Annotated in this window: 15 protein-coding genes; 8 read left to right on the top strand and 7 right to left on the bottom strand. The window is 46.7% G+C overall.

Annotated features, from left to right (window positions below; translation table 11 throughout):
- The first annotated feature begins 10 nt into the window (after positions 1-10).
- Positions 11-709, top strand: coding sequence for a hypothetical protein (locus tag CWI76_RS05030; protein ID WP_126759232.1), 699 nt, complete (start codon positions 11-13; stop codon positions 707-709).
- Between the two features lie 119 nt (positions 710-828).
- Here the strand turns inward: CWI76_RS05030 and CWI76_RS05025 are convergent, their stop codons facing one another.
- The gene (locus CWI76_RS05025) at positions 829-2,115 is read right to left on the bottom strand and encodes a dicarboxylate/amino acid:cation symporter (protein WP_126759231.1); all 1,287 of its coding nucleotides are present in this window, start codon (positions 2,113-2,115) and stop codon (positions 829-831) included.
- Between the two features lie 196 nt (positions 2,116-2,311).
- On the opposite strand from CWI76_RS05025, the gene olsF reads away from it, so the two are divergent.
- Positions 2,312-4,018 (top strand): bifunctional ornithine lipid synthase OlsF, encoded by a 1,707-nt coding sequence (gene olsF, locus CWI76_RS05020; protein ID WP_126759230.1) that lies wholly within the window; start codon positions 2,312-2,314, stop codon positions 4,016-4,018.
- Between the two features lie 64 nt (positions 4,019-4,082).
- On the opposite strand, the gene CWI76_RS05015 is transcribed toward olsF, so the two are convergent.
- The gene (locus tag CWI76_RS05015) at positions 4,083-4,679 is read right to left on the bottom strand and encodes a Yip1 family protein (RefSeq protein WP_126759229.1); all 597 of its coding nucleotides are present in this window, start codon (positions 4,677-4,679) and stop codon (positions 4,083-4,085) included.
- Positions 4,680-4,870: 191 nt separating this feature from the next.
- On the opposite strand from CWI76_RS05015, the gene miaE reads away from it, so the two are divergent.
- Positions 4,871-5,620 carry a tRNA isopentenyl-2-thiomethyl-A-37 hydroxylase MiaE gene (miaE, locus tag CWI76_RS05010; protein WP_126759228.1) on the top strand — a complete coding sequence of 250 codons (750 nt, stop codon included), beginning with the start codon at positions 4,871-4,873 and terminating at the stop codon, positions 5,618-5,620.
- Positions 5,621-5,640: 20 nt separating this feature from the next.
- On the opposite strand, the gene CWI76_RS05005 is transcribed toward miaE, so the two are convergent.
- Positions 5,641-6,384 (bottom strand): UDP-2,3-diacylglucosamine diphosphatase, encoded by a 744-nt coding sequence (locus tag CWI76_RS05005; RefSeq protein WP_126759227.1) that lies wholly within the window; start codon positions 6,382-6,384, stop codon positions 5,641-5,643.
- 3 nt (positions 6,385-6,387) lie between these two features.
- Positions 6,388-6,885, bottom strand: a complete 498-nt coding sequence (locus CWI76_RS05000) for a peptidylprolyl isomerase (protein WP_126759226.1) — start codon at positions 6,883-6,885, stop codon at positions 6,388-6,390.
- Positions 6,886-7,040: 155 nt separating this feature from the next.
- Here CWI76_RS05000 and cysS point away from each other — a divergent pair, with 155 nt between their 5' ends.
- The 3 genes from cysS (at position 7,041) to CWI76_RS04985 (ending at position 10,959) form a co-directional block, all read left to right on the top strand.
- Positions 7,041-8,423, top strand: coding sequence for a cysteine--tRNA ligase (gene cysS, locus CWI76_RS04995; protein ID WP_126759225.1), 1,383 nt, complete (start codon positions 7,041-7,043; stop codon positions 8,421-8,423).
- Between the two features lie 118 nt (positions 8,424-8,541).
- Positions 8,542-10,074 (top strand): M17 family metallopeptidase, encoded by a 1,533-nt coding sequence (locus CWI76_RS04990; protein ID WP_126759224.1) that lies wholly within the window; start codon positions 8,542-8,544, stop codon positions 10,072-10,074.
- A 30-nt stretch (positions 10,075-10,104) separates the two neighbouring features.
- On the top strand, positions 10,105-10,959 hold the full coding sequence (locus tag CWI76_RS04985; protein ID WP_198678556.1) for an MBL fold metallo-hydrolase: 855 nt from the start codon (positions 10,105-10,107) through the stop codon (positions 10,957-10,959).
- Between the two features lie 63 nt (positions 10,960-11,022).
- Here the strand turns inward: CWI76_RS04985 and CWI76_RS04980 are convergent, their stop codons facing one another.
- The 3 genes from CWI76_RS04980 to CWI76_RS04970 form a co-directional block, all read right to left on the bottom strand.
- Positions 11,023-11,421 (bottom strand): acyl-CoA thioesterase, encoded by a 399-nt coding sequence (locus CWI76_RS04980; RefSeq protein WP_126759223.1) that lies wholly within the window; start codon positions 11,419-11,421, stop codon positions 11,023-11,025.
- A gap of 54 nt (positions 11,422-11,475) precedes the next feature.
- On the bottom strand, positions 11,476-13,548 hold the full coding sequence (locus CWI76_RS04975) for a S9 family peptidase (protein WP_241967951.1): 2,073 nt from the start codon (positions 13,546-13,548) through the stop codon (positions 11,476-11,478).
- A gap of 322 nt (positions 13,549-13,870) precedes the next feature.
- A complete protein-coding gene (locus CWI76_RS04970) occupies positions 13,871-16,033 on the bottom strand; it encodes a TonB-dependent receptor domain-containing protein (RefSeq protein WP_126759221.1) in 2,163 nt (720 codons plus the stop codon).
- A gap of 150 nt (positions 16,034-16,183) precedes the next feature.
- On the opposite strand from CWI76_RS04970, the gene CWI76_RS04965 reads away from it, so the two are divergent.
- Both CWI76_RS04965 and CWI76_RS04960 read left to right on the top strand, forming a co-directional pair.
- Entirely contained in the window at positions 16,184-17,812 is a 1,629-nt protein-coding gene (locus CWI76_RS04965) for a M28 family metallopeptidase (protein WP_126759220.1), read from the top strand.
- A gap of 207 nt (positions 17,813-18,019) precedes the next feature.
- Positions 18,020-20,965 carry a TonB-dependent receptor plug domain-containing protein gene (locus CWI76_RS04960; protein ID WP_198678555.1) on the top strand — a complete coding sequence of 982 codons (2,946 nt, stop codon included), beginning with the start codon at positions 18,020-18,022 and terminating at the stop codon, positions 20,963-20,965.
- The last annotated feature ends 65 nt before the right edge of the window (positions 20,966-21,030 follow it).

Raw genomic sequence — 21,030 nt, 5'->3', positions numbered from 1 at the left:
CTCTTTCGTCGTGAAAAAATATTTTGGTTTACGTGAAGCGATACTTGGTGTCGTGGTCGCTATGAATAGTTTACCAGCAAGTGCTGAGCAAACGATGTCGGAACGTCTGGGTGAGATCCTCGAACAGCGCGCTGACAGTCACCTTGATGCTGATTTTGCTTACAAAAATTTAGAGTTAGTGACGTTATTGGGCGAATTACGCGCTCACGAGATTCGACTCAGTACACGTGCAGTAGAATTAGATGCTGGCTTAAACGAGGTGTTACGTGCTGATTCGGTGATTGTCGAAGGGGAATGGTTAGGTAGCGGTCACAACACCTTAATCGTTGATTCAGTTACGGCAAAAGATGCCCAGTTGACTATTGCCTATTGGGACAAAGGCCAATCGAATCTTCATGCGTTATACAATGCAGCAAATCAACAAGCACAGTTACAACGTGCATCGCAGCCGATCATTTGGCAAATAAAACGAGCTTATCTGGACAACGTTGTACTCAATTTGTTTGATCAAGGACAACCCATTTTGAGTGTGCGTTTAGCATCGTTAGAGCTTCCTGAGGCGAGCGTTGATGATACTGCTGATGATTATATTGCGAGATTGTTGTGGCCGGTGTTGGAGCAGGTATTGGAGCAAGCGATGACGGGAAGTTCGGATGCGGTGGTTGATTATGGCCGTTTGACGCAATTCATCTGGCGCGAAATCCGTTAAAAACCGTTATTCGTTATTCGTCCGCTCACTTCGCTCACTGTTCGAACGCTTCGCTCTTCGAATAGTGCGAAGCACGGACGAACAGCGAAGCGTACGAACAACGAGTAACGCATTTGGTTTTAGAGGTTTCTTTCTTTTAGGTCGGCTTTGGCGTCGTTGAACACATCTTCATCCAACGCACCTTCACTTTTCGCCACAATCACTGAAACCATCGCATCACCAGTGACATTGACAGCCGTGCGAGTCATGTCGAGTAGGCGATCGACACCAATGATTAAGCCGATACCTTCAACAGGAAGGCCAACCTGGCCGAGGACCATGGCGAGCATAATCATGCCAACGCCTGGTACACCTGCAGTACCAACTGAAGCGAGTGTTGCGGTGAGGACGACCATAAGATAATCGGCGATGGTTAAATCAACTAAATAAACCTGCGCGATAAATACCGTAGCTACACCTTGCATAATAGCGGTGCCGTCCATGTTGATGGTTGCACCTAGTGGCACCGTAAATGAACCGACACTGTTATGTACGCCGAGGCGTTTGGTCACTGTCTCTAACGTGACCGGCATGGTGGCGTTAGAGCTTGCCGTACTAAAACCGAAAATTTGAACCTCACGCAGTTTGCGTAAGAAAATAATCGGATTCATGCCAGATAATCCTTTTAGAATAATCGGATAGGTGACTAGGGCATGAACAATGAGGACAAATAACACCAGCAAGAAATATTTGCCAAGACTGAAGATAGTCTCAAATGACGTTTCTGAAAACAGCTTCGCCATCAGCGCAAATACGCCATATGGTGCAATATTCATTAAGATAATGACTAACTTCATGATGACGTCGTTAAAGTCATCGAATAATGTTTTGATGCGTTCACCCGGTTTGCCAACTAATGCCATTGCGATACCGAATAACAGTGCAAAAACAATAATTTGCAGCATGTTCCCGTTGGCAAATGCATTAAATGGGTTGGTTGGGAATAAATCGATAATCACTTGAGCAAGCGATGGTGCTTGGGTAGGTTCGTAGGTTGCATCAGTGGCAAGCTCGATGCCGGTGCCGGGCTGCACAATGACCCCCATCGCGATGGCGAAGGTAATCGCGATGGCAGTGGTAATTAAATAAAGACCAACGGCTTTACCGCCGAGTCGACCCAATTTACTCGGATCACTTAACGAGCAGGTACCCACCACAAGTGACACGAAAACTAAAGGGACAACCAACATCTGTAGTGACGAAATGAAGATTTGGCCTACAACGTAGAACAAGCCTTTCGTTAGGTAACCTTCGACAATCGTGTTATCAGGGAAAATTGCCTTTAATAGAATGCCAACGGCAATACCGGCAAACATCCCGATAACAATACGGCTCGTGAGACTGAGCTTCTTTTTATTTTCAGACATAAATATTCCTTTCGATCACGTCGAGATAGGAGGTGACGTGTACGTAACAAATTGAGATCGGCTCAAGACTACCAGAATTCTTATTTAAACAGTAGCACTGTGCGTTTGACTGTCATTGAATTGCCATGAAAGTGCCAACGAACTGTCACTCTCTCAACCTATGCTAACGCAACAGACGCAGAATGAGAGAGTAACAATGATCGAAGTTGAGCAACTACTTAATAAGAATTTGCCTACTTTACACCATCACCAGTTGTTGCATAAATCTGCATTGTGGGTGTTGCGTGGGTTGTTGTGTGAGCGTGAAATAAAGCGCTTTGCCGAAGCTTACCCAAACCTTCAAGGGGTTGAATTTGTTGAGCATGTGCTTGATTTTTTCAACTTTAGTTTTACCGCTCGCGATAGCGAACTTGATAACATTCCGACCGAAGGTCGACTAATTATTGTCGCGAACCACCCGATCGGGTCGCTCGATGGCTTGGCTCTACTAAAGCTACTTAGCAGCGTGCGTAGTGATGTGAGAATACTCGCCAACGACTTGCTGCAGGCGATTGAGCCGTTGCAAGAATTACTGATTCCAGTGCCGGTATTCAAGTCCTCAACTACGGGGGGACGCAGTGAACCATTGCGACGTCTGTATCAGCACCTCGAAGATGAAGGGGTGTTGATTGTGTTCCCAGCTGGCGAAGTGTCACGATTGCGGCCGCAAGGGGTTCGTGATCATCACTGGAATACTGGCTTTTTGAAAATGGCTTTGCGTGCACAAGCGCCGATACTTCCCATTCACGTGAAAGCGCATAATTCAGCCTGGTTCTATGGTGCCTCAATGCTCTATAAACCCCTAGCAACGTTGCTCTTAGTGCAAGAGATGTTTCGGCAGCAACAGGGTCACATTGATTTTCGCATTGGTGAATTGGTACCGCTGAAATCATTTCAAATTGAGCAATTAACACTGTCGCAACGTGCGAAGATGTTTCGACGTCATGTTTACCGTCTTGGCCAGAATAAGAAGGGGGTTCTTAAAACCCAGCGACCAATTGCTCGGGCGGAGTCGCGGCAAGCGTTGAAAAAAGCTGTCGAGGCTTGCGAGCGACTGGGCAGTACGCAAGATGGCAAACATATCTATTTGTATCGATACGATGGGAATTCGCCGATTCTTCGCGAAATAGGAAGACTACGTGAAATCGCTTTTCGCGCGGTTGAAGAGGGTACTGGACGGCGGCGAGATCTCGATAATTTCGATACTTGGTATACCCAGTTAATTTTATGGGATGCCGAGGACTTAGAGATTGCTGGTGCGTATCGTCTTGGTGATGCGAACGCGATAGTCGCTGAACGTGGTTTGGAGGGACTCTATAGTCACTCGCTATTTCAATACCATCCTCATCGTATGGCGCCATTTATTGCACAGGGCTTAGAGCTTGGACGTAGCTTTGTGCAGCCGAAATATTGGGGTAAACGTAGTTTAGATTATCTCTGGCAAGGTATTGGCGCGTTACTGCAGCAACATCCGCAGTATCGCTATTTATTTGGTCCAGTGACGATGAGTGCAGGTTTGCCAAGCGTTGCGCAAGATGCGCTTGTGCAATTTTTTGGTGATCATTTTCCCGACCCAGATAACTTGGCTTTACCACGCACGCCATTTCTTCCAAACAGCCGACCGCTGCCTGATATCAGTGATGATTATGCGGATGATCTGCTTCATTTAAAGCATTTTCTAGCTCATCAAGGCGCTGCAATTCCGACGTTATTTAAACAATATGCTGACTTATGTGAAAAGGGTGGGGCGCGGTTTTTAGGTTTTAATGTCGATGCTAATTTTGCAAATGCAGTTGATGGCTTAGTTATGGTTGATATACAGCGTTTAAAAGAGCACAAAAGAAAGCGCTATATCGGGGGATAACAACCGGTGATTCGAGCTACAAAAAAAGCCCAGCTAATTCGCTGGGCTTTTTTTTAAATCACGGTTACATGTATTCAGGACCGAAGCCGTTGGTCCAAATAATCGCTGAGGTTACCATGAGTACAACCAGCATGATTAAGCCAGCAGTAACAACCGAAGAAGCATATAAAAAGCCGCGCTCTTCCGGAATGTGCATCAAAATGGGCACGCCTGAGTAGAGCAGGTAAACCGAATAGGCAACACCCGCTAAAAACACCATAGTGACGAACCACAATTCTGGGTACAATGACGCAATACCTGACATGATGACAGGCGTCGCTGTGTAGGCAGCCAGCTCTAGTGATTGGGTAAAGGTTGGCGCAGCGCCAAAGGTTTTTGCCATCCAATGAATTAAATAAGCGAGTGCAAAGGTTGCTGCGATTATGCCAACGTACATGGCAACGGCCATCAACATGGCACTGTTTTGAGTTAAAAAGGTGACTTCACGTGCGCCAATGCTCCAACCAATATGTGCGGATGCATAGTAAGCCGCCGCGCATGGTAACAACGCAACAATTAAGATGTGACTTAGTGCAAAGCTCATGCTTTCGTGACGTTGATCAATCGATTTCCATTCATCAACTGGATGAGCGTAAAGGCCCCAAATGTGATTTAAAATCATGACATACCTCAACTTCTGTTGTTGTCTGTAGTTACAGTTATTATTTTTTGACGCTTTTTTGCGCGCCTTGCATTCAATATTGGTCGGATTTTCAACAGAGTCAAGCCATTTTGATGCAAATAACCATATTTAATTTGTGTGATTAAAATTTGACCAATATTTTAACCCTGAGAGTTTAAAGAGAGCTTATCGTGGAGTCTTTGCTACAACCAATTCGTCAGTTTCTTCATTGTGACACGCCGCGCGAGTGGATAGAAACTGCCCGCGAGCCAGAAAACTTATCGATATTACTGATTGATCATTTAGTTTGCGAGCTCAAGGCCGCGCAATCAGCGATGTTACTGATTCGTCGTTACGCAGTTGATGCGGCAAGTGGCGATGCGCTATTGGCTTGGTTAAAGCCTTATGAAGATTTCACTTATCGGATGCAGGGGGATTGGCGACAGTTAGCGGCCCATGAGCGCCTGACAAAAGCGATGTTGCCAAAGCGAGATGCGCCGTATAGCCAAGAACTTATTGATAAAATGGTATTGCTTATCAAAGAGGAGCTGCATCATTTTTATCAAGTGCTGGAGATCATGGATGAGCTTGGCATTGCATACGAGAATATCAGCTCAAGCCGCTATGCCAGAGGAATGCTTAAGCACGTGCGTACGCATGAGCCGGCAACATTAATTGATAAATTAATCTGTGGCGCCTACATCGAAGCTCGCTCTTGCGAGCGCTTTGCTGCATTAGCACCTCATGTGGATCCGCAGTTGGCGAAATTTTACGTGAGTTTACTTCGTTCTGAAGCGCGTCATTTCCAAGACTACTTAGAATTGGCTGAGCAACTAGCCGGGCATTCGATTGATGAGCGGGTAAGGTTCTTTGGCGAGGTCGAAGCGCAGTTAATTCAATCACCAGATACTGAGTTTCGTTTTCATAGTGGGCCAGTTTAAGATTTGAGTCCCGCTAATGATTAATTATCAGATGCGATTGGGCTGACAATGAGTTCGCGCTCTGTGGCGGTTACCTTTAGAAAACTACCTTGTGTGTACCAGTCACCAAGAACAATGCGCTCAGCCATTTCGCCATTAGGTAATCGATGTTGGTGAACCGCTGGTCGATGGGTATGACCATGGATCATGCGTTGAACGTCATGTTCAATAAAGAGTTCGCGAACAGCATGTTCATTGGCATCCATAATTCGCAATTGCTGTTCAGTTAGTGGCTGTTGCGTTTTGCTTGACGCACGTAATTTATTAGCAATACGCATGCGTAAACTGAGCGGCAACGCCAGTAGTAGTTTCTGTACCCAGCGATTACGAATGACTTTACGAAATCGTTGGTAACTGACATCGTCTGTGCACAACGTGTCGCCGTGGAGAATAAGGGTCGGTACACCATACAGATCGACGATGCTTGGCTCTTTGAGTAGCTTGATGCCGGTTATTTGTGAAAATCGTGGGCCAATCAAAAAATCACGGTTACCAGCAATGAAATAAACTGGAACCCCGCTGTCGGTTAATTGCCGCAGCGCAACTTGCACTGCAGCAACGAAATCGCTGGTATCATCATCGCCAATCCACGCATCAAATAAATCGCCAAGAATATACAAAGCGTCGGCGTGAATTGCTTGCTCTTGCAAAAAGCGCTGAAACAAACCGGTAATATCCGGTCGCGCAGGACTTAAATGCAAATCGGAGATGAACCAAGTTGTCATGGATTACTCGCTGATTGTCGCGCTTTTAATAATCACGTCATCAACCGGAACATCTTGATGGAAGCCTGCGTGGCTAGTACGAACTGCTTCAATCGCAGTAACAACGTCCATGCCTTCAACAACTTCAGCAAAGACGCAGTATCCCCAGCCACCCATGCTTTCATTTTTGAAGTTAAGGAAATCGTTATCAGCAACGTTAATAAAGAACTGTGCAGTAGCTGAATGTGGATCTTGCGTACGTGCCATAGCAACGGTGCCACGATTGTTTTTCAAACCATTGTTCGCTTCGTTTTTAACCGGCGCGTGAGTGGGCTTTTGCACCATCTCTAGATTAAAACCACCACCTTGAATCATAAAGCCACGAATGACACGGTGGAATAACGTATTCTCATAAAAACCTTCACGCACATAAGTCAGGAAGTTTTCCACAGTTTTTGGTGCTTGTTCGGCGAATAACTTTAAGGTGATGTCGCCGTGATTGGTGTGTAGGGTTACCTGCATTGAGGATGCTCCATAATTAGTAACGAAATTGATGTTATATACAGATTTAATTGGTGTTGTAGTTTAGCATTGTTTGTGACCATGGCGCACCTTGCGTTATTATGTCAGCCTCTTTTGAATAGTGTTGTCATGCAGTGAGACAGGAGCAACTGTGCATGTTGAAAGTTTTTAATACGTTAACCCGCCAGAAAGAAGAGTTTAAGCCGATTACGCCAGGTGAAGTAAAGCTATATGTGTGCGGGGTAACTATTTACGATTACTGTCACATTGGTCATGCCCGTACTTATGTTGCCTTTGATGTTGTGGTGCGGTATCTGCGCTCACGTGGTTATAAGGTGAAATACGTTCGTAATATCACAGATGTTGATGACAAAATTATTCGCCGTGCCGCGGAAAATAACGAAAACATTAATGCAGTGACTGAGCGTTACACGCAAGCCATGCATGAAGACTTCGATGCGTTGAATTTAGTTCGACCAGACGTAGAGCCGACAGTTACTGGTCATATGGGCGACATTATCGCCATGATTGAAACACTGATTGCTAATGGTAATGCCTATATTGCTGGCGACGGTGATGTGTTGTTTGATGTGAGTACTTTTACACCGTACGGCAAGCTTAGCCGCCAGAACCTTGAACAACTGCAAGCCGGCGCCCGAGTCGATGTGGCGGATAACAAACAAGACCCACTCGACTTTGTTCTATGGAAACAAGCAAAAGCTGGTGAACCAAGTTGGCCATCGCCATGGGGCGCAGGTCGACCAGGCTGGCACATTGAGTGCTCTGCTATGAATAAACGGCACCTTGGTGAAAACTTCGATATTCATGGCGGTGGTTCCGATTTGATTTTTCCGCACCACGAAAACGAAGTGGCACAAAGCTGCTGTGCAAATCACAGCGACTATGTGAACTATTGGATGCATAGTGGCATGGTGCAGGTTGATGAAGTGAAGATGTCAAAATCCTTAGGAAACTTCTTCACGATTCGCGATGTACTTGCGCAATATGATGCGGAAACCGTGCGATATTTCCTGATTTCCAGCCACTATCGTTCGCAGTTGAACTATTCTAAAGACAACCTTGAGCAGGCGCGCGCTGGTTTAGAACGTCTGTATACCGCTTTACGTGATGCGCCAGAGAGCGGCGTTGATCCAGCACTAACCGCTTCGCACATCGAGCGCTTCAATGCGGCAATGGATGATGACTTTAATGTACCAGAAGCACTATCGGTGTTGTTTGAATTGGCGCGCGAGATAAACCGTACGGTGCAAAGTGAGCCGCAAAAAGCTGCGGCTTACGCCGCACAGCTGCGTGAGTTTGGGCATCTTCTCGGGTTACTTGAACAGCAACCAGAGGCCTTTTTACAAGGTGATGCTGCTGATGTTGATGTGGCAAAAATTGAAGCTTTGATTGCTGAGCGAAATGATGCGCGAGCGGCCAAAGATTGGGCTCGTGCTGATGCAGCGCGTGATGCGTTGAAGTCTATGAATATTGAATTAGAAGATGGTCCAACCGGCACCAAATGGCGCCGCATATAAAAGATAAAAGCGTTATTCGTTAATCGTACGCTTCGCTGTTCGTCCGTGCTACGCACTGTTCGAATAGCGAAGCGCACGAACAGCGAAGCGCACGAGCAACGAACAACGGGGTTTAATTATGGCATTTCCAACGGTTAATGTATTTGATAGTTACGCGGCGACAGCCGGTAGCGATTTTGACGCAGTCATTTTAATAGGTGATTTTGGCGAGACGATACCTGACGATTTCAGTGATTACGTGTCGCAGGCGCAGCAATTTGATGCGCGCGTTGGCAAGCACCCATTATTGGTTCCTGCAGATGTGGCCGGTGGTCGTTTGATTCTTGCGCCAACTGGACCATTAACTCGTGATTATGATGATGTTCGAAATATTAGTGACGCTGCTGGCGCCGCTGCACGAATTGCTCAACAAGCGGGTGTTACAAAGCCATTAATGATTGTATTTGGCGTGCCAAGCGAGGCTCGTTATGGCCAAGCGGAAGCCGTTGCTTACTGGGGCTTCTGCCAGGCTTTATATGAGCCACTAGAAGCACGTGAATATCATGGTGAAGAGGTGCTGGAAACCGTCACCAGCGTCGGAATTGTCGGCGCATTAGATGAAACTTGGTTGCAAGCTGTCGAAGCCGGTAAACGGGTAGCTCGCGATTTGGCGGGCACGGAACCTGAGCGCATGGCACCGCCGCGTTTTGCGGAATATTGCCAACAGGCGTTTGCGCATTCTCCGGTACGTGTCACCGTTATTGACGACGTGCAGCAACTTCAACATGAATATCCGCTACTGATGGCAGTAGCGCGAGCATCGTTAGGCGTTACGCGTCACCAACCATGTGTCGTGCGTTTAGAATATAAAGCCCCGGCAGCAGAGCAAACGTTAATGTTTGCTGGGAAAGGTATTGTCTACGATACCGGTGGTGCGGATGTGAAAACCGGTGGCCATATGGCTGGTATGAGCCGCGACAAAGGTGGCGCTGCTGGCGTAGCCGGTTTTGTAAAAACGGTCGCCGAGATGCGACCAGAAACCTTAAACGTAGTGGCTGAACTGGGGATTGTACGCAATAGTATTGGTGCTGATGCCTTTGTAGCTGATGAAATTATTACCGCGCACAGCGGTGTAAGAGTGCGTATTGGTAACACCGATGCGGAAGGTCGTTTAGTGTTAGCTGACTTGCTATCGCATCTACGCGAAGAAGCAACGGATTATCCTCGTCCACAATTATTTAGTGTGGCAACGTTAACGGGACATGCTGCATTAGCGAAGGGGCCATATACGGCATTGATCCCGAATGGGCCAGCGCGCGTAAATAAAGTGACAGAAAAACTATGGGAAGCTGGTGAAGTGTATGGCGACCCGACGGAAATTTCATGGTCACGACGTGAAGACTACGATTTTGTGCGTCCGCGAACCAAAGCAGACGACACGCTATCGAGTAATAACGGACCTTCAGCAACAACCAAACGCGGGCACCAATTTCCGATGGCATTTTTAGCAATTGCTTCAGGATTGGATAAGCATGGTACTGATAGTCAACAACCGCTGCCTTATGTGCATGTCGATATTGCTGGTAGTGGTGTGGAAGGTGGTGATTGGCAACACGGAAAGCCAACTGCAGCCCCGGTGACTTGTTTTGCTGGAAGTTATTTACACCAATAACGCAGACATCTTATTAACGGGAGATTCTCAATGCGTGGTTTGAAACTAGGATTAGTGAGTGCAGTTTTATTGTTTACAACAACGATGACTCAAGCACAGTCAAATATGGATGACGTGGAGATTAAAGCCACGCAATTGAGTGAACGAGTTTATATGCTAACTGGCATGGGCGGCAATATCGGCGTTTATGTTGGTGATGACGGCGTGGTTATGATTGACGCGCAATATAAAGGCCTGGCTGATAAAATTTCAGCAGCAATTGCAGAAATCTCTTCGCAACCCATTCGCACTTTAGTGAATACCCACTTTCATGGTGATCACACGGATGGCAACGCTGCATTTGCAAAGCAAGGCGTGAAAGTCGTGGCACATGAAAATGTGAAAACGCGTTTGGCCGCAAATGAGAAGTTTGATCGCGAAGGCCTTCCGACCATTACGTTTGATAAAGCACTTGAAGTAAAAACTGGTTCAACGGCTGTAAGATTGAAGCATTATCCGAACGGTCACACTGATGGTGATGTCGTGGTTTGGTTCCCTAGCAGCAACGTGATTCATGCCGGTGACTTGTTTTTTGTGGATCGCTTTCCGTTCATTGACTTGAATGCTGGCGGCAACGTTCAAGGCTTTATCGATAACGTTCGTGCGGTCATCGCAGATATTGATGGGGATACCCAAATCATTCCTGGTCATGGCGGCTTATCAAAGCGTAGTGACTGGTTGCGTTTGGTGCATATGATTGAAGCGACACGCGAAGAAGTGATGACGATGAAAGAACAAGGCTTGAGTGAAGACGAAGCTGTGGCAAAAGGTTTGAGTGACCAATGGGCCGATTGGGCATGGAACTTTATCACTGAAGAGCGCTGGATTCGTACACTTTACAAATAACGCTATGATTTTCTGATGGACAAAAAAAGCCGCTCGATGCGGCTTTTTTTATGCAAATAAATATTACGCCGGTGTTTCGATTGGTAGTGCGTCGAGCTCGGCTTTCGTTTTACCGTGCGGTTGGGGCGTGCGAGTTTCTGGATCAATATGAACGAAGACAATATCATCGGCCACACAAATGTTTTGTTTGGTTTGTTTGTTGCGAACCACACAAGTGAGGGTAACAGACGTTATGCCGACTTTTTTCACGCCCAAACCGAATTCAACCACGTCGCCTTGATAGGCCGATGTTTCAAACGCAATAGCGCCGATGTGTTTGGTAACTAAACTTTTTGCATCGAGTTGGCAAGCAGCAAAAATATAGGCTTCTTCGTCAATCCATTCGAGAATACGGCCACCAAATAAAGAGCCGGCAAAGTTAAGGTCGTTCGGCATAACGAGGCGACGAGATAAAAAGCGCATCAATGTTCACTCCTTGTGGGTTGGGATGCGCTTAGTATAACGTATTCATGAAACTTATCGTAAGTGTCGATTGAAAAACTCGGTGATCAATTGATAGCGATGGATACTCGCCTCACGGCCCCGAATTCCGTGGGCTTTACCAGGGTAGGCCATCATTTCAAATGGAATCATCGATTGTTGCAATCGGTGAGCTAGCATCGCGGTATGGATAAAGAGGACGTTATCATCAGCCATACCATGATAAATCATCAGGGGCTTGTTAAGGCTATCCGCATAGGTCAATACATTCGCTTGTTCATAGCCTTCAGGGTTATCCTGCGGTGTTCCCATGTAGCGTTCGGTATAGTGCGTGTCATAGAGAGCCCAATCGGTAACAGGCGCTCCAGCCACCGCCGCAGAGAATAACTCAGGTGCCCGCATGATTAAATGTAATGCCATGTAGCCACCGTAGCTATGTCCAAATACACCAATGCGATTGCTATTCACATAAGGTTGTTTAGCTAGCCATTGTGCACCAACCTTTTGGTCTGCCACTTCGAGCTCACTAAGTTGGCGATAAATGCCACTTTCAAACTGCCGACCACGATTGCCACTACCGCGATTATCTAATTTAAAGACAACGTAGCCTTGTTGAACAAGATATTGCGTGAAGTAATCGCCCCAGCTATTGGTAACACGTTGCGCACGAGGGCCGCCGTAGACCATCACGATGGCTGGATGATTCTGATTATCTGCAACTTGAGCTGGTTTATTAATTTGATAGTACAACCGCTGGCCATCTTCGGCTTCTAAATGACCGAATTCGGGATAGCTCCACGTTGCTAAGTACGGGCTAAGCGGATGGTTTTGGTCTAGCCGATTTTCATGCAGCCAAGTGATACGTTCACCAGTCGGTCCATGCAGACTGACCTGAGGTGGCTGTCGGCTACTTGAAAAGTAATCGATATAGCTGCGCCCATCGGCAGCAAATACCACCTCATGCATGCCGGCTCGGCTACTCAGTTGACTCGGCTGCCCGGGTGAACTGTTATTTAAATTCGCGCGATATAAATGGCGCTCTAATGGTGTCTGTTTTCGACCGGTAAAGTAGACAACACCAGTAATTTCATCAACATGGCTTAGGTTATCAACCATCCAGTCGCCACTGGTTAATTGCCGAATGAGGCTACCATCAGTGCGATAAAGGTAAAGATGCTTAAAACCACTACGCTCAGAAGCCCAAATAAAATATCGGCTATCGCTCAAAAAATAGAGGTCATCGTGTAAATTAACCCAAGTCGCGCTGGTTTCTTCTAGGATTGGCTTTGGCGACTTTTCATTTAATGAATGCAGAAAAAGCGTCAGTTTGTTCTGGCTACGGTTTTGCCACTGATAGCTGAAACTTTGGCTATTTGGAAGCCACTTAACGCGTGCTAAATACCCCGGTTCATCATGTTGGTCGGTTAAGTCTATCCAACGAATAGATACCGGCTCGGTCGGTGATTCTTCGTCGTCGCTTTTCGGTAATGCCTCGTTAACATTTAGCCAACCCAAATCGATTGTGACGTTGTTGGTACCGGCCGCAGGGTAGTGTTGTTCAACGAGCTCAGTGCGTTCAGCGTAAACATCAACCCGTTGTTGAATTTCAACAGGTGATAAATCAATGCGTGTCAACGCAATTTGCTGCTCATTGGGGCTCCACCAATAGCCAGTCATGCGTTTCATTTCTTCTTGCGCAACAAACTCTGCCGTCGCAAATTGTTCCGTTTCCGATTGGCGCTGCGTTAATTGATATGTCTCTCCTGACGCACGTTCGATGATAAATAAGTTGTAATCATGAACAAAGCTGATGAAATTACCTTGCGGCGAAAAGCGCGGGTCAGTTGCGAACGTGTTAGATGGGGTTAACCGATTTACCTTGCGGTTTTCTAAGTTAAATAAATAGAGTTCACCATTTAGAGGAAATAATAGCGCATCACCATCAGGGGACCACTGGTAATCGACGATGCCGCTTGCTTGAATCCGTAAGCGCTCGCGCCGCGCCTTTTCTTCGGCCGACAAGCGTTGATTCGGATCAAGTAAATCAGCTGCTTTGACGATAATGCGATGTTTATTTTCGCGCACATCATACAACCATAAATCTTGCACACTTGGGTTCTCTGCCGAGCCTGCTAAATAGCTAATCTGTAGGCCCGAAGGGGCGAACTGAATTTGTTGTGGTGCTTGGGTGGAAAGGTTGGGTGCTGAGAATATCCTCTCAATTGAGAGTGGTTCAATTTGTTGTATCGCATTTTGCGGGAGTGGCTTTGCGCCTATTGCAACACTAACGAACGTGCAGAGAAAGAATAAAGATTGTATTACACGAGTACAACGCATTGCGACCTAGCCCTGATTATTGAATCAACAATGACAGTTTATCAAAGCTAGGCGCAATACTTGTTACAGTGCGATAAAGCGCACGGTGAGTGCGCTAGAATTCACCTCGTATACCAATACTAAAGTTACGACCGCGCATTGGTGCATCCTCTTTTAAGAATGAAGAATGCACGTAGCCGAGTTCATCCGTGAGGTTATCAGCTTTAACATAAACGCTAATATTTTGCTTAGCGAGTGCTTGTGGGAACCAGTTAAACTGCGCATTCAACAAGCCAAAGCTTGCCGTTTGTTCTTCAAGGGCCGCGACATAAGTTTGTTTGTTATACCAAGTGTAGCCAAGTTTGGTTTCCCAACGGTCGGCAGAATATCGAAGTTCTGCACCAATGCGTTGAGAAGGAATACGCGGTAAGTTTTCGCCGCCATCACGAACTTTGGCTCTAACGTAATCGCTGAATCCGTGTAATTGCCACTGATCGTTAAACTCATATCGCGTGCTCAACTCATAACCATAGAGATCGACATCGCGCTGCACGTAACTAATGACCGGGAGGCCGTCGTCGTGGTCGTGGTCGTGTTCGCCACCTAGTTCACCTTCGTCGCCGTGTGCATCGCCATGCTCGTCTTCCAATTCAAGGTCAACGCTATTAATGTTTGTAAACGCGCCATATACGAAGTCATTTACGCGGTTATAAAACACATTCCAGTCCATGTGGAATTTGTTGTAATCCAGATGGATTCCGACATCGATGTTGTTTGACATTTCAACTTCTGGTGCGACTTCAGCTGGTTCGATGTGATAAACATGTTCAGCTTCTTCATGCACCGCATAGGCGAGACCAATTTCGTACGTTTGTGTGGCCAAATGAGCGCCATTGGAAAGCAATTCGTTTGCTGAAGGTGCACGTTGCGCATGGCTTAGATTCGTTGATAGCTGCATACCCTCAACCAATGGGTAGGTAAAACCAACTGATGCAGATACCGGCGTAAACGAGTAATCGTTTACATCGACGTCTTCTACGCGCGCTCCGAGCTGCCAATTTAGATTATCGAACTTGCGTTCGAGTAACCAAAATAGTCCGTGTTTAGTGGTAGAGGAGTTTGGCGTATAGGCCTCTTCGCCAAAAGCTTCTTGTTCTTGGTCGAAATAATGATAACCAAAGGCGCCCTCCCAGCCATAAAGGGCTTCATGATTTGCGGTTAATCGCAGTTCATGCTGATTATTAGTAAACGTAGTACTTGGTGCGCCATCTTCAATTTCTTGGTGTTGGTAGTCAGTAAAGCCATAACGCAACTCAACACGTTCAATTGAGTTGAAAGGATTTACCCAACCGCCGTGAACTTGAATACGATTTTGCCACATGTCAGCATAAGGACCTGCTTCAGTATGCTCATCGGCACCTGCAGGTTCATCTTCGCTGTGTTCATCCTCGCCATGAGCGTGGCCGGGAATACCATATTGTTGTTCTAAGCGACCGTAGGATGCTCCTAAATAACCACTATCGAAAATATAGCTCACACCGATATTGGCACCTTGGGCATCGATAAAACTGTTTTCAATTTCGTCAGTAGTTTCACCTTCATCATTGGTAAACTCAGGTACTTGGTAGTCATCGCTACGGCGTTTGAAGGCATCAAAGTGCCATACTGTATTTTTATGGTCACCGGTAAAGCCAACGGTGCCTTCGCGCAAGTTGCTCGCGCTATCAAATTTGGTTCCATAGAACCCTTGCGCTCCGCCGGTTAATTCTTGAGCAATACGATTATCAACTACGTTGACCACTCCGCCAATCGCACCAGAACCATAGAGAAGCGTTGCGGGACCACGGAAAATTTCAATTTGTTCAGCAACTGACGTTTCAGTTGTTACTGCGTGATCAGGCGAGCCGCGCGAAACATCGCCGCTATCAAGGCCATTTTGCGTTATTTTAACGCGCGGGCCGTCTAATCCGCGGATAATTGGGCTACTGGCGACCCCAGCAAAATGCGTCGCATTGACACCTGGCTCCTGCGCTAGCGATTCACCGAGCGTATGTGCGTGTTGTTCACGTAACTCATCGCCTGCCATCACCGAGATCGGTTGTGCTGATTCTAAAGCTGTTCTATTTAATGGGCTGGCGGTAACAACAATCACTTCGGTATCTTCGTGCTCATGGGCTTCTTGCTCAGTCTGTTGCGCTGATAAAGACGCGCTTGCCGTCAAACTGACAAAACTTGTTACGAATATTGCCAATGGGCTTTTACGAAACTGCGATACCATGGGTTGAAATCTCCGATAAGCTGCTTGTGTTGTAATGTTATAATATAACACTACATCAAGTTTTATCTTCTCGCAAGCGCTAGTATGCGGTGCAGAGGTTGGTTACACTCTCGGAGAACTTTTAATAATGACAATAATTGGACGTTAACTATGCGATTTTTTTCTTATATCGGTGCTATTGCGGTAGCACTGAGCCTCTCGGCTTGTGCCGATGAATCTCCATCGAATGAAGCAGTTAGTGCTGACGCTTTGGCATTACAAGCGCATCTTGAATTTTTGGCCAGCGATGATCTTGAGGGGCGCGACACCGGAAGCCGTGGCCATGAGATTGCGGCGAAGTACATTGCTGCTAAGTTTAAAAGCTTAGGTTTGGAACCTGCTGGCGATGACGGAACATACTTTCAGCGCATTAAATTTCGCCGCAGTTTTCTTGAAGAAAACAGTGCGTCGTTCACTTTGAACACCGGTGAAGACGAAATCAGTCTCGATTATCCGAAAGAATTTATTACTGGCCCCAGTGCATACAGTGAAGAAGATGACGTTGAAGCGCCATTAGTTTTCGTAGGTTACGGATTGGTTTCAGAAGCTTTTGGTATTAATGACTACGAAGGTCTTGATGTTGAAGGCAAGATTGTGGTTATGGTGAGTGGCCGTCCGGAAGAGCTTCCTAGCGAAGAGGGCGCTCATTTAAATAGTAGCAAAACAAAGTTCGCGGCAGAGCGCGGAGCGGTTGGCATCATTAATTTGCATACGCCGGCTCGTGAGAAGGTGCGTCCGTTCGAAGTTAGCGTGATGTATCAGCGTGCACCGAGCGTTCGTTGGTTACATCCAAACGGTGAACCTAACGTTGCGTTTAAGAATATCGCTGCATCAGCCTATGTTCAGCATGAAGCTGCTGAAAAATTATTCGTAAACGCGCCAGTTCAGCTAGAAGAAATTTTTGCCCAGCTGGAAGCTGGTGAATCGCCAAAAGGATTTGATTTAGGCGTAAGTGCCCGACTGCAACGTGCATCGCGTCACGAAGAAATAAGCAGCCCTAATGTAGCCGCCGTATTACCTGGCAGCGACGACAAATTAAAAAATGAATATGTGCTATATACCGCTCACTCAGATCACATTGGCATGACCAAAGATTTAAGCCAAGACGATCACATCAATAACGGCGCCATGGATAATGCGTCAGGTGTATCGGTGATGCTCGAAACAGCGCGTATGTTTAAAGAGAGCGGTCAGCAGCCGAAGCGCTCCATTATGTTTTTATCAATTACTGCCGAGGAACGCGGTCTGCTCGGCGCTGATTATTTCGCACACCACCCAACCGTGCCGTTGAGTCAGATTGTGGCAAACGTCAACCTTGATATGCCGGTATTACTGTACGACTTCGCTGATGTGATTGCGTTTGGCTCAACGCATTCGACTCTTGGTGATACGGTTGCGCGAGCTGCTGGTCAACTCGGTATTGATTTGAGCGAAGACCCAATGCCAGAACAGGCGATTTTCACCCGTTCAGATCACTATCCATTTGTGAAAAAAGGTGTACCTGCCGTATTTTTGATGACCGGATTCACTTCTAAAACGGAAGGTGAAGATGGCGGTGAAGTTTGGGGTGAATTCTTTGCTGAGCATTATCACCGTCCAAGTGATCAACCAGACTTACCAATTAATTATGAAGCCGGTGTTACTTTCACCAATATTAACTTTGCAATTGGTCAAGAAATAGCGAATCAAGTGGAACGTCCTCGCTGGTTACCAGAGAGTTTCTTCTCGCAGCTTGATTAAAAAACGGCTGATTATAAAGTGAGCAGGGGCGTTGCTTTTTTGAGCGACGCCTTTTTTTTATCGGATATATCCCGCAAAACAACTAATTTTCATTGTCCTTTTCCCTCGTCTTGGTAGTTTGCTCCGCCTTTTGCTCGAAAGAGCGGGAGATTTGGTAAGAGCAGCGAAGCTCTTACAACAAAAATAACTAAGACTTTATCTGGAGAGATGATGAAAAATAGTCGTATCGCCAAATCGGTACGTCTTGCGCTAGTGTTTGGCGCTGCTTCAACGCTGTTTTCAACAGGCGCGATGGCACAAGACGTAACTGATGCGGAAGAAAATATCGACACGGAAGAGCGTGCAGAGCGCATTACCGTTGTCGGTTCGCGTATTCGTTCTGATGGTTTAGATAATGATTCGCCACTTGAAGTGATTTCAACAGAAATTGCAGTCGAGCAGGGGTTAGGCACGTTAGGTGAATTGTTGCGTACGTCAACCGTTGCATCTGGTTCAAACCAGTTAACTTCTGCAATGTCGGTTGGCAGCGTGACGGAAGGTGGTGCTGGTAACGAATCGATTTCAATGCGCGGTCTTGGAGCCAACCGTACCTTGGTATTGTTGAATGGTCGTCGTGCAGGACCTGCTGGAACGCGTGGTCAGGTTGCAGCGTTCGATATGAACTCGATTCCAGTATCTGCGGTTGAACGTGTTGAAATCCTGAAAGATGGCGCTTCATCTTTGTATGGCTCTGATGCGGTTGCAGGTGTTATCAACATCATTACCAAAAAAGGTGATGACTCATCGTTCAACGTTAGTGCTAACCAGCCAATGGAATCGGGCGGCGAGAACTACCGTTTGAACGGTACGATTGGTCGTGCGTATAGCAAAGGTTCGGTACGTTTAGTTGCTGATTACCGAGTACAACAAGAACTCGCACGCGGCGATCGTGACCATTTTGCCTGTGGTCAGCGCATGTATTTTGACCAAGAAACCGGCGAACGTGCTGATCCAATCGATCCGCGTACGGGCGATTACCACTGTAACGATTTGCCATACGGTATGTGGATGTGGGATTACGGCGCAGAAGACTATATCTCGCTAATTCAAAACTACGATTATGATGGCTCAAAAACTGCAGCTGGTTTACCAACCTATGATCCGCAAAACCCAGGTGATATTGCGGTTCCTGAGGGCTGGTTCCCAGTTGGCTACGATAAAGTAAGCGATGGTTGGTCAGACGCTGATCACCCATTCCAAGACTTAGAAAGCATGATTCCACGCACTGAAGCGTGGTCATTGTATGGTCAGGCTGATTATGATTTGACCGACACCGTACGTTTTTACTCAGAGTTCTTGCATAGCCGTCGTGAAACTAAAATCAGCAGCTATCGCCAATTCTGGGAACCGTTCATCCCAGCTTGGTATGGTTTGGTTGAAGGTTGGGATGGTTATGTTGCCCTTGATCCAACTGCGGTAACCGACCATTCAGGTAGCACCACCACCATCGATTATACTCGCGGCGTTTTGGGCCTTGAAGGTTCCATTGGTTTTTGGAACTGGGACGTCTCTTGGCAGCGCAGCTTAAGTAGCGGTACTTATGCGACCAAAATCATCTATCAAGATGCTTTGGAAATGGCTGCAAATGCAATTTGGGGTGATCCGTGTGAAGGTGAACTCTCGCCAATTTCACAGCGTGAATGCTATGCGGTTGATTTCTTCGACCCAGAATACTTACGTGGAAACTTTGATCAAGGCACGCGCGACTTCTTGTTTGGCGTAGACCACGGTAAAACAATTTATAAGCAAGACACTGTTGATGCTTATATTACCGGTGACTTGTTCGACTTGCCTGCAGGTACTGTTGCAACAGCTGTTGGTATGGCTTACCAAACCGATGAAATCGTTGATACTCCAGGGGAAGCTACCTTAGCGAAAAACTCATGGGGTATGAGTAGCGCCGGTATTACTGCTGGTCGTCAAACCACAGTAGCTGCCTACGGTGAAGTTCAAGTACCAGTACTCCGTGACTTACCAGGTATTTACAACTTGGATGTAACGGGTTCTGCGCGCTGGACTGACGTAAACACCTACGGTAACGATACCACCTTTAAATTAGGCGTGAACTGGGCGATTACCGATAGCTTCCGAGTTCGTGCGTCGCGCGGTACATCGTTCCGTTCGCCAGCCTTGTTCGAATTGTACCTCGGTGACCAATCAGCATTCTTCGATCAGCGTAGCGATCCTTGCTGGAACTGGGCACAGCGTGAACAAGACGGCACCATCAACCCAACTGTACTGGCGAACTGTCAAGCAGATGGCATTCCAGGTGATTATGCTCAGGACTTCGGTTCAGGTACAGCATACACTGGCGGCGGCGCTGGCACATTACGTGCAGAAACCTCTGTTTCTGAAGGTATCGGTTTTGTTTGGTCGAGCCCTGAAGGCGTGTGGGCAACCTCGGTTGACTACTACAATGTTCAAATCGATAACCAAGTTGACGATTTGTCAGGCGTCCAGATTCTGAACCTGTGCTATACCTCTGAAAACTTCGAAAATGAACCATTCTGCGATCGCTTTACTCGTAACGACGGTAGCGAATCAGGCAACTGGGGTATCGACGAAGTGTATGGCGGCTACGTGAACGTTGCTAGCCAGAAAGTTCGTGGTATTGATACTGTCGTGAGCTATCAGGATGAAACTGATGCCGGTTTCTTGCGTGTACGTCTTGACCACACCGTCCAAATTGAACGCACTTATCGTCAATTTGAAGATAGTGCGCCAATTCAATACGTTGGTCGTTTAGGTAACCCACGCCACTCGGGTTCATTAACCGTATCACTTGAGCGTGATAGCTGGTCATATACCTGGGCTGCTCGTTACGTCGGTAAAGTAAACGATTATGATCGTTTCGCAAACGGCAATGAGACAACGTATCGTGGTACACCGGTAACCTTCATTGCTGAAGCACCGACCACGGTTTATCACACAGCGTCAGTCAACAAAAGTTTCGACAACAATGTTGATGTTACTTTAGGTATGACAAATGTGTTTGATAAGAAGCCTCCGATGGGTAGCCCATCAGCTGCTTACACCGTTGGTAATGCCATGTTGTACTCGCAGTACGATCAACTGGGTCGCCAGTTGTTCTTGAATGTTGGTTACTCGTTCTAAGCGATATAGCCATTCGTTCATAATAAAAACGCCAGCATCATGCTGGCGTTTTTTGTTCTTGTCGG

The sequence above is a fragment of the Pseudidiomarina marina genome, assembly GCF_003987045.1.
GTDB classification, from domain to species: Bacteria; Pseudomonadota; Gammaproteobacteria; order Enterobacterales; family Alteromonadaceae; genus Pseudidiomarina; species Pseudidiomarina marina.
The sequence above is the reverse complement of the archived record's forward strand: the minus strand, read 5'-3'. Positions and strand labels throughout refer to the sequence as shown.

Bases quoted from the DNA above. Each gene is read 5' to 3' on its own strand.
- CWI76_RS05000 (WP_126759226.1), bottom strand. From the start codon at position 6,885: ATGCAGGTAACCCTACACACCAATCACGGCGACATCACCTTAAAGTTA.
- CWI76_RS04980 (WP_126759223.1), bottom strand. From the start codon at position 11,421: ATGCGCTTTTTATCTCGTCGCCTCGTTATGCCGAACGACCTTAACTTT.
- CWI76_RS05005 (WP_126759227.1), bottom strand. From the start codon at position 6,384: ATGACAACTTGGTTCATCTCCGATTTGCATTTAAGTCCTGCGCGACCG.
- CWI76_RS04960 (WP_198678555.1), top strand. From the start codon at position 18,020: ATGATGAAAAATAGTCGTATCGCCAAATCGGTACGTCTTGCGCTAGTG.
- CWI76_RS05025 (WP_126759231.1), bottom strand. From the start codon at position 2,115: ATGTCTGAAAATAAAAAGAAGCTCAGTCTCACGAGCCGTATTGTTATC.
- CWI76_RS04990 (WP_126759224.1), top strand. From the start codon at position 8,542: ATGGCATTTCCAACGGTTAATGTATTTGATAGTTACGCGGCGACAGCC.
- cysS (WP_126759225.1), top strand. From the start codon at position 7,041: ATGTTGAAAGTTTTTAATACGTTAACCCGCCAGAAAGAAGAGTTTAAG.
- CWI76_RS04965 (WP_126759220.1), top strand. From the start codon at position 16,184: ATGCGATTTTTTTCTTATATCGGTGCTATTGCGGTAGCACTGAGCCTC.
- olsF (WP_126759230.1), top strand. From the start codon at position 2,312: ATGATCGAAGTTGAGCAACTACTTAATAAGAATTTGCCTACTTTACAC.
- CWI76_RS04985 (WP_198678556.1), top strand. From the start codon at position 10,105: ATGCGTGGTTTGAAACTAGGATTAGTGAGTGCAGTTTTATTGTTTACA.
- CWI76_RS04970 (WP_126759221.1), bottom strand. From the start codon at position 16,033: ATGGTATCGCAGTTTCGTAAAAGCCCATTGGCAATATTCGTAACAAGT.
- CWI76_RS05015 (WP_126759229.1), bottom strand. From the start codon at position 4,679: ATGATTTTAAATCACATTTGGGGCCTTTACGCTCATCCAGTTGATGAA.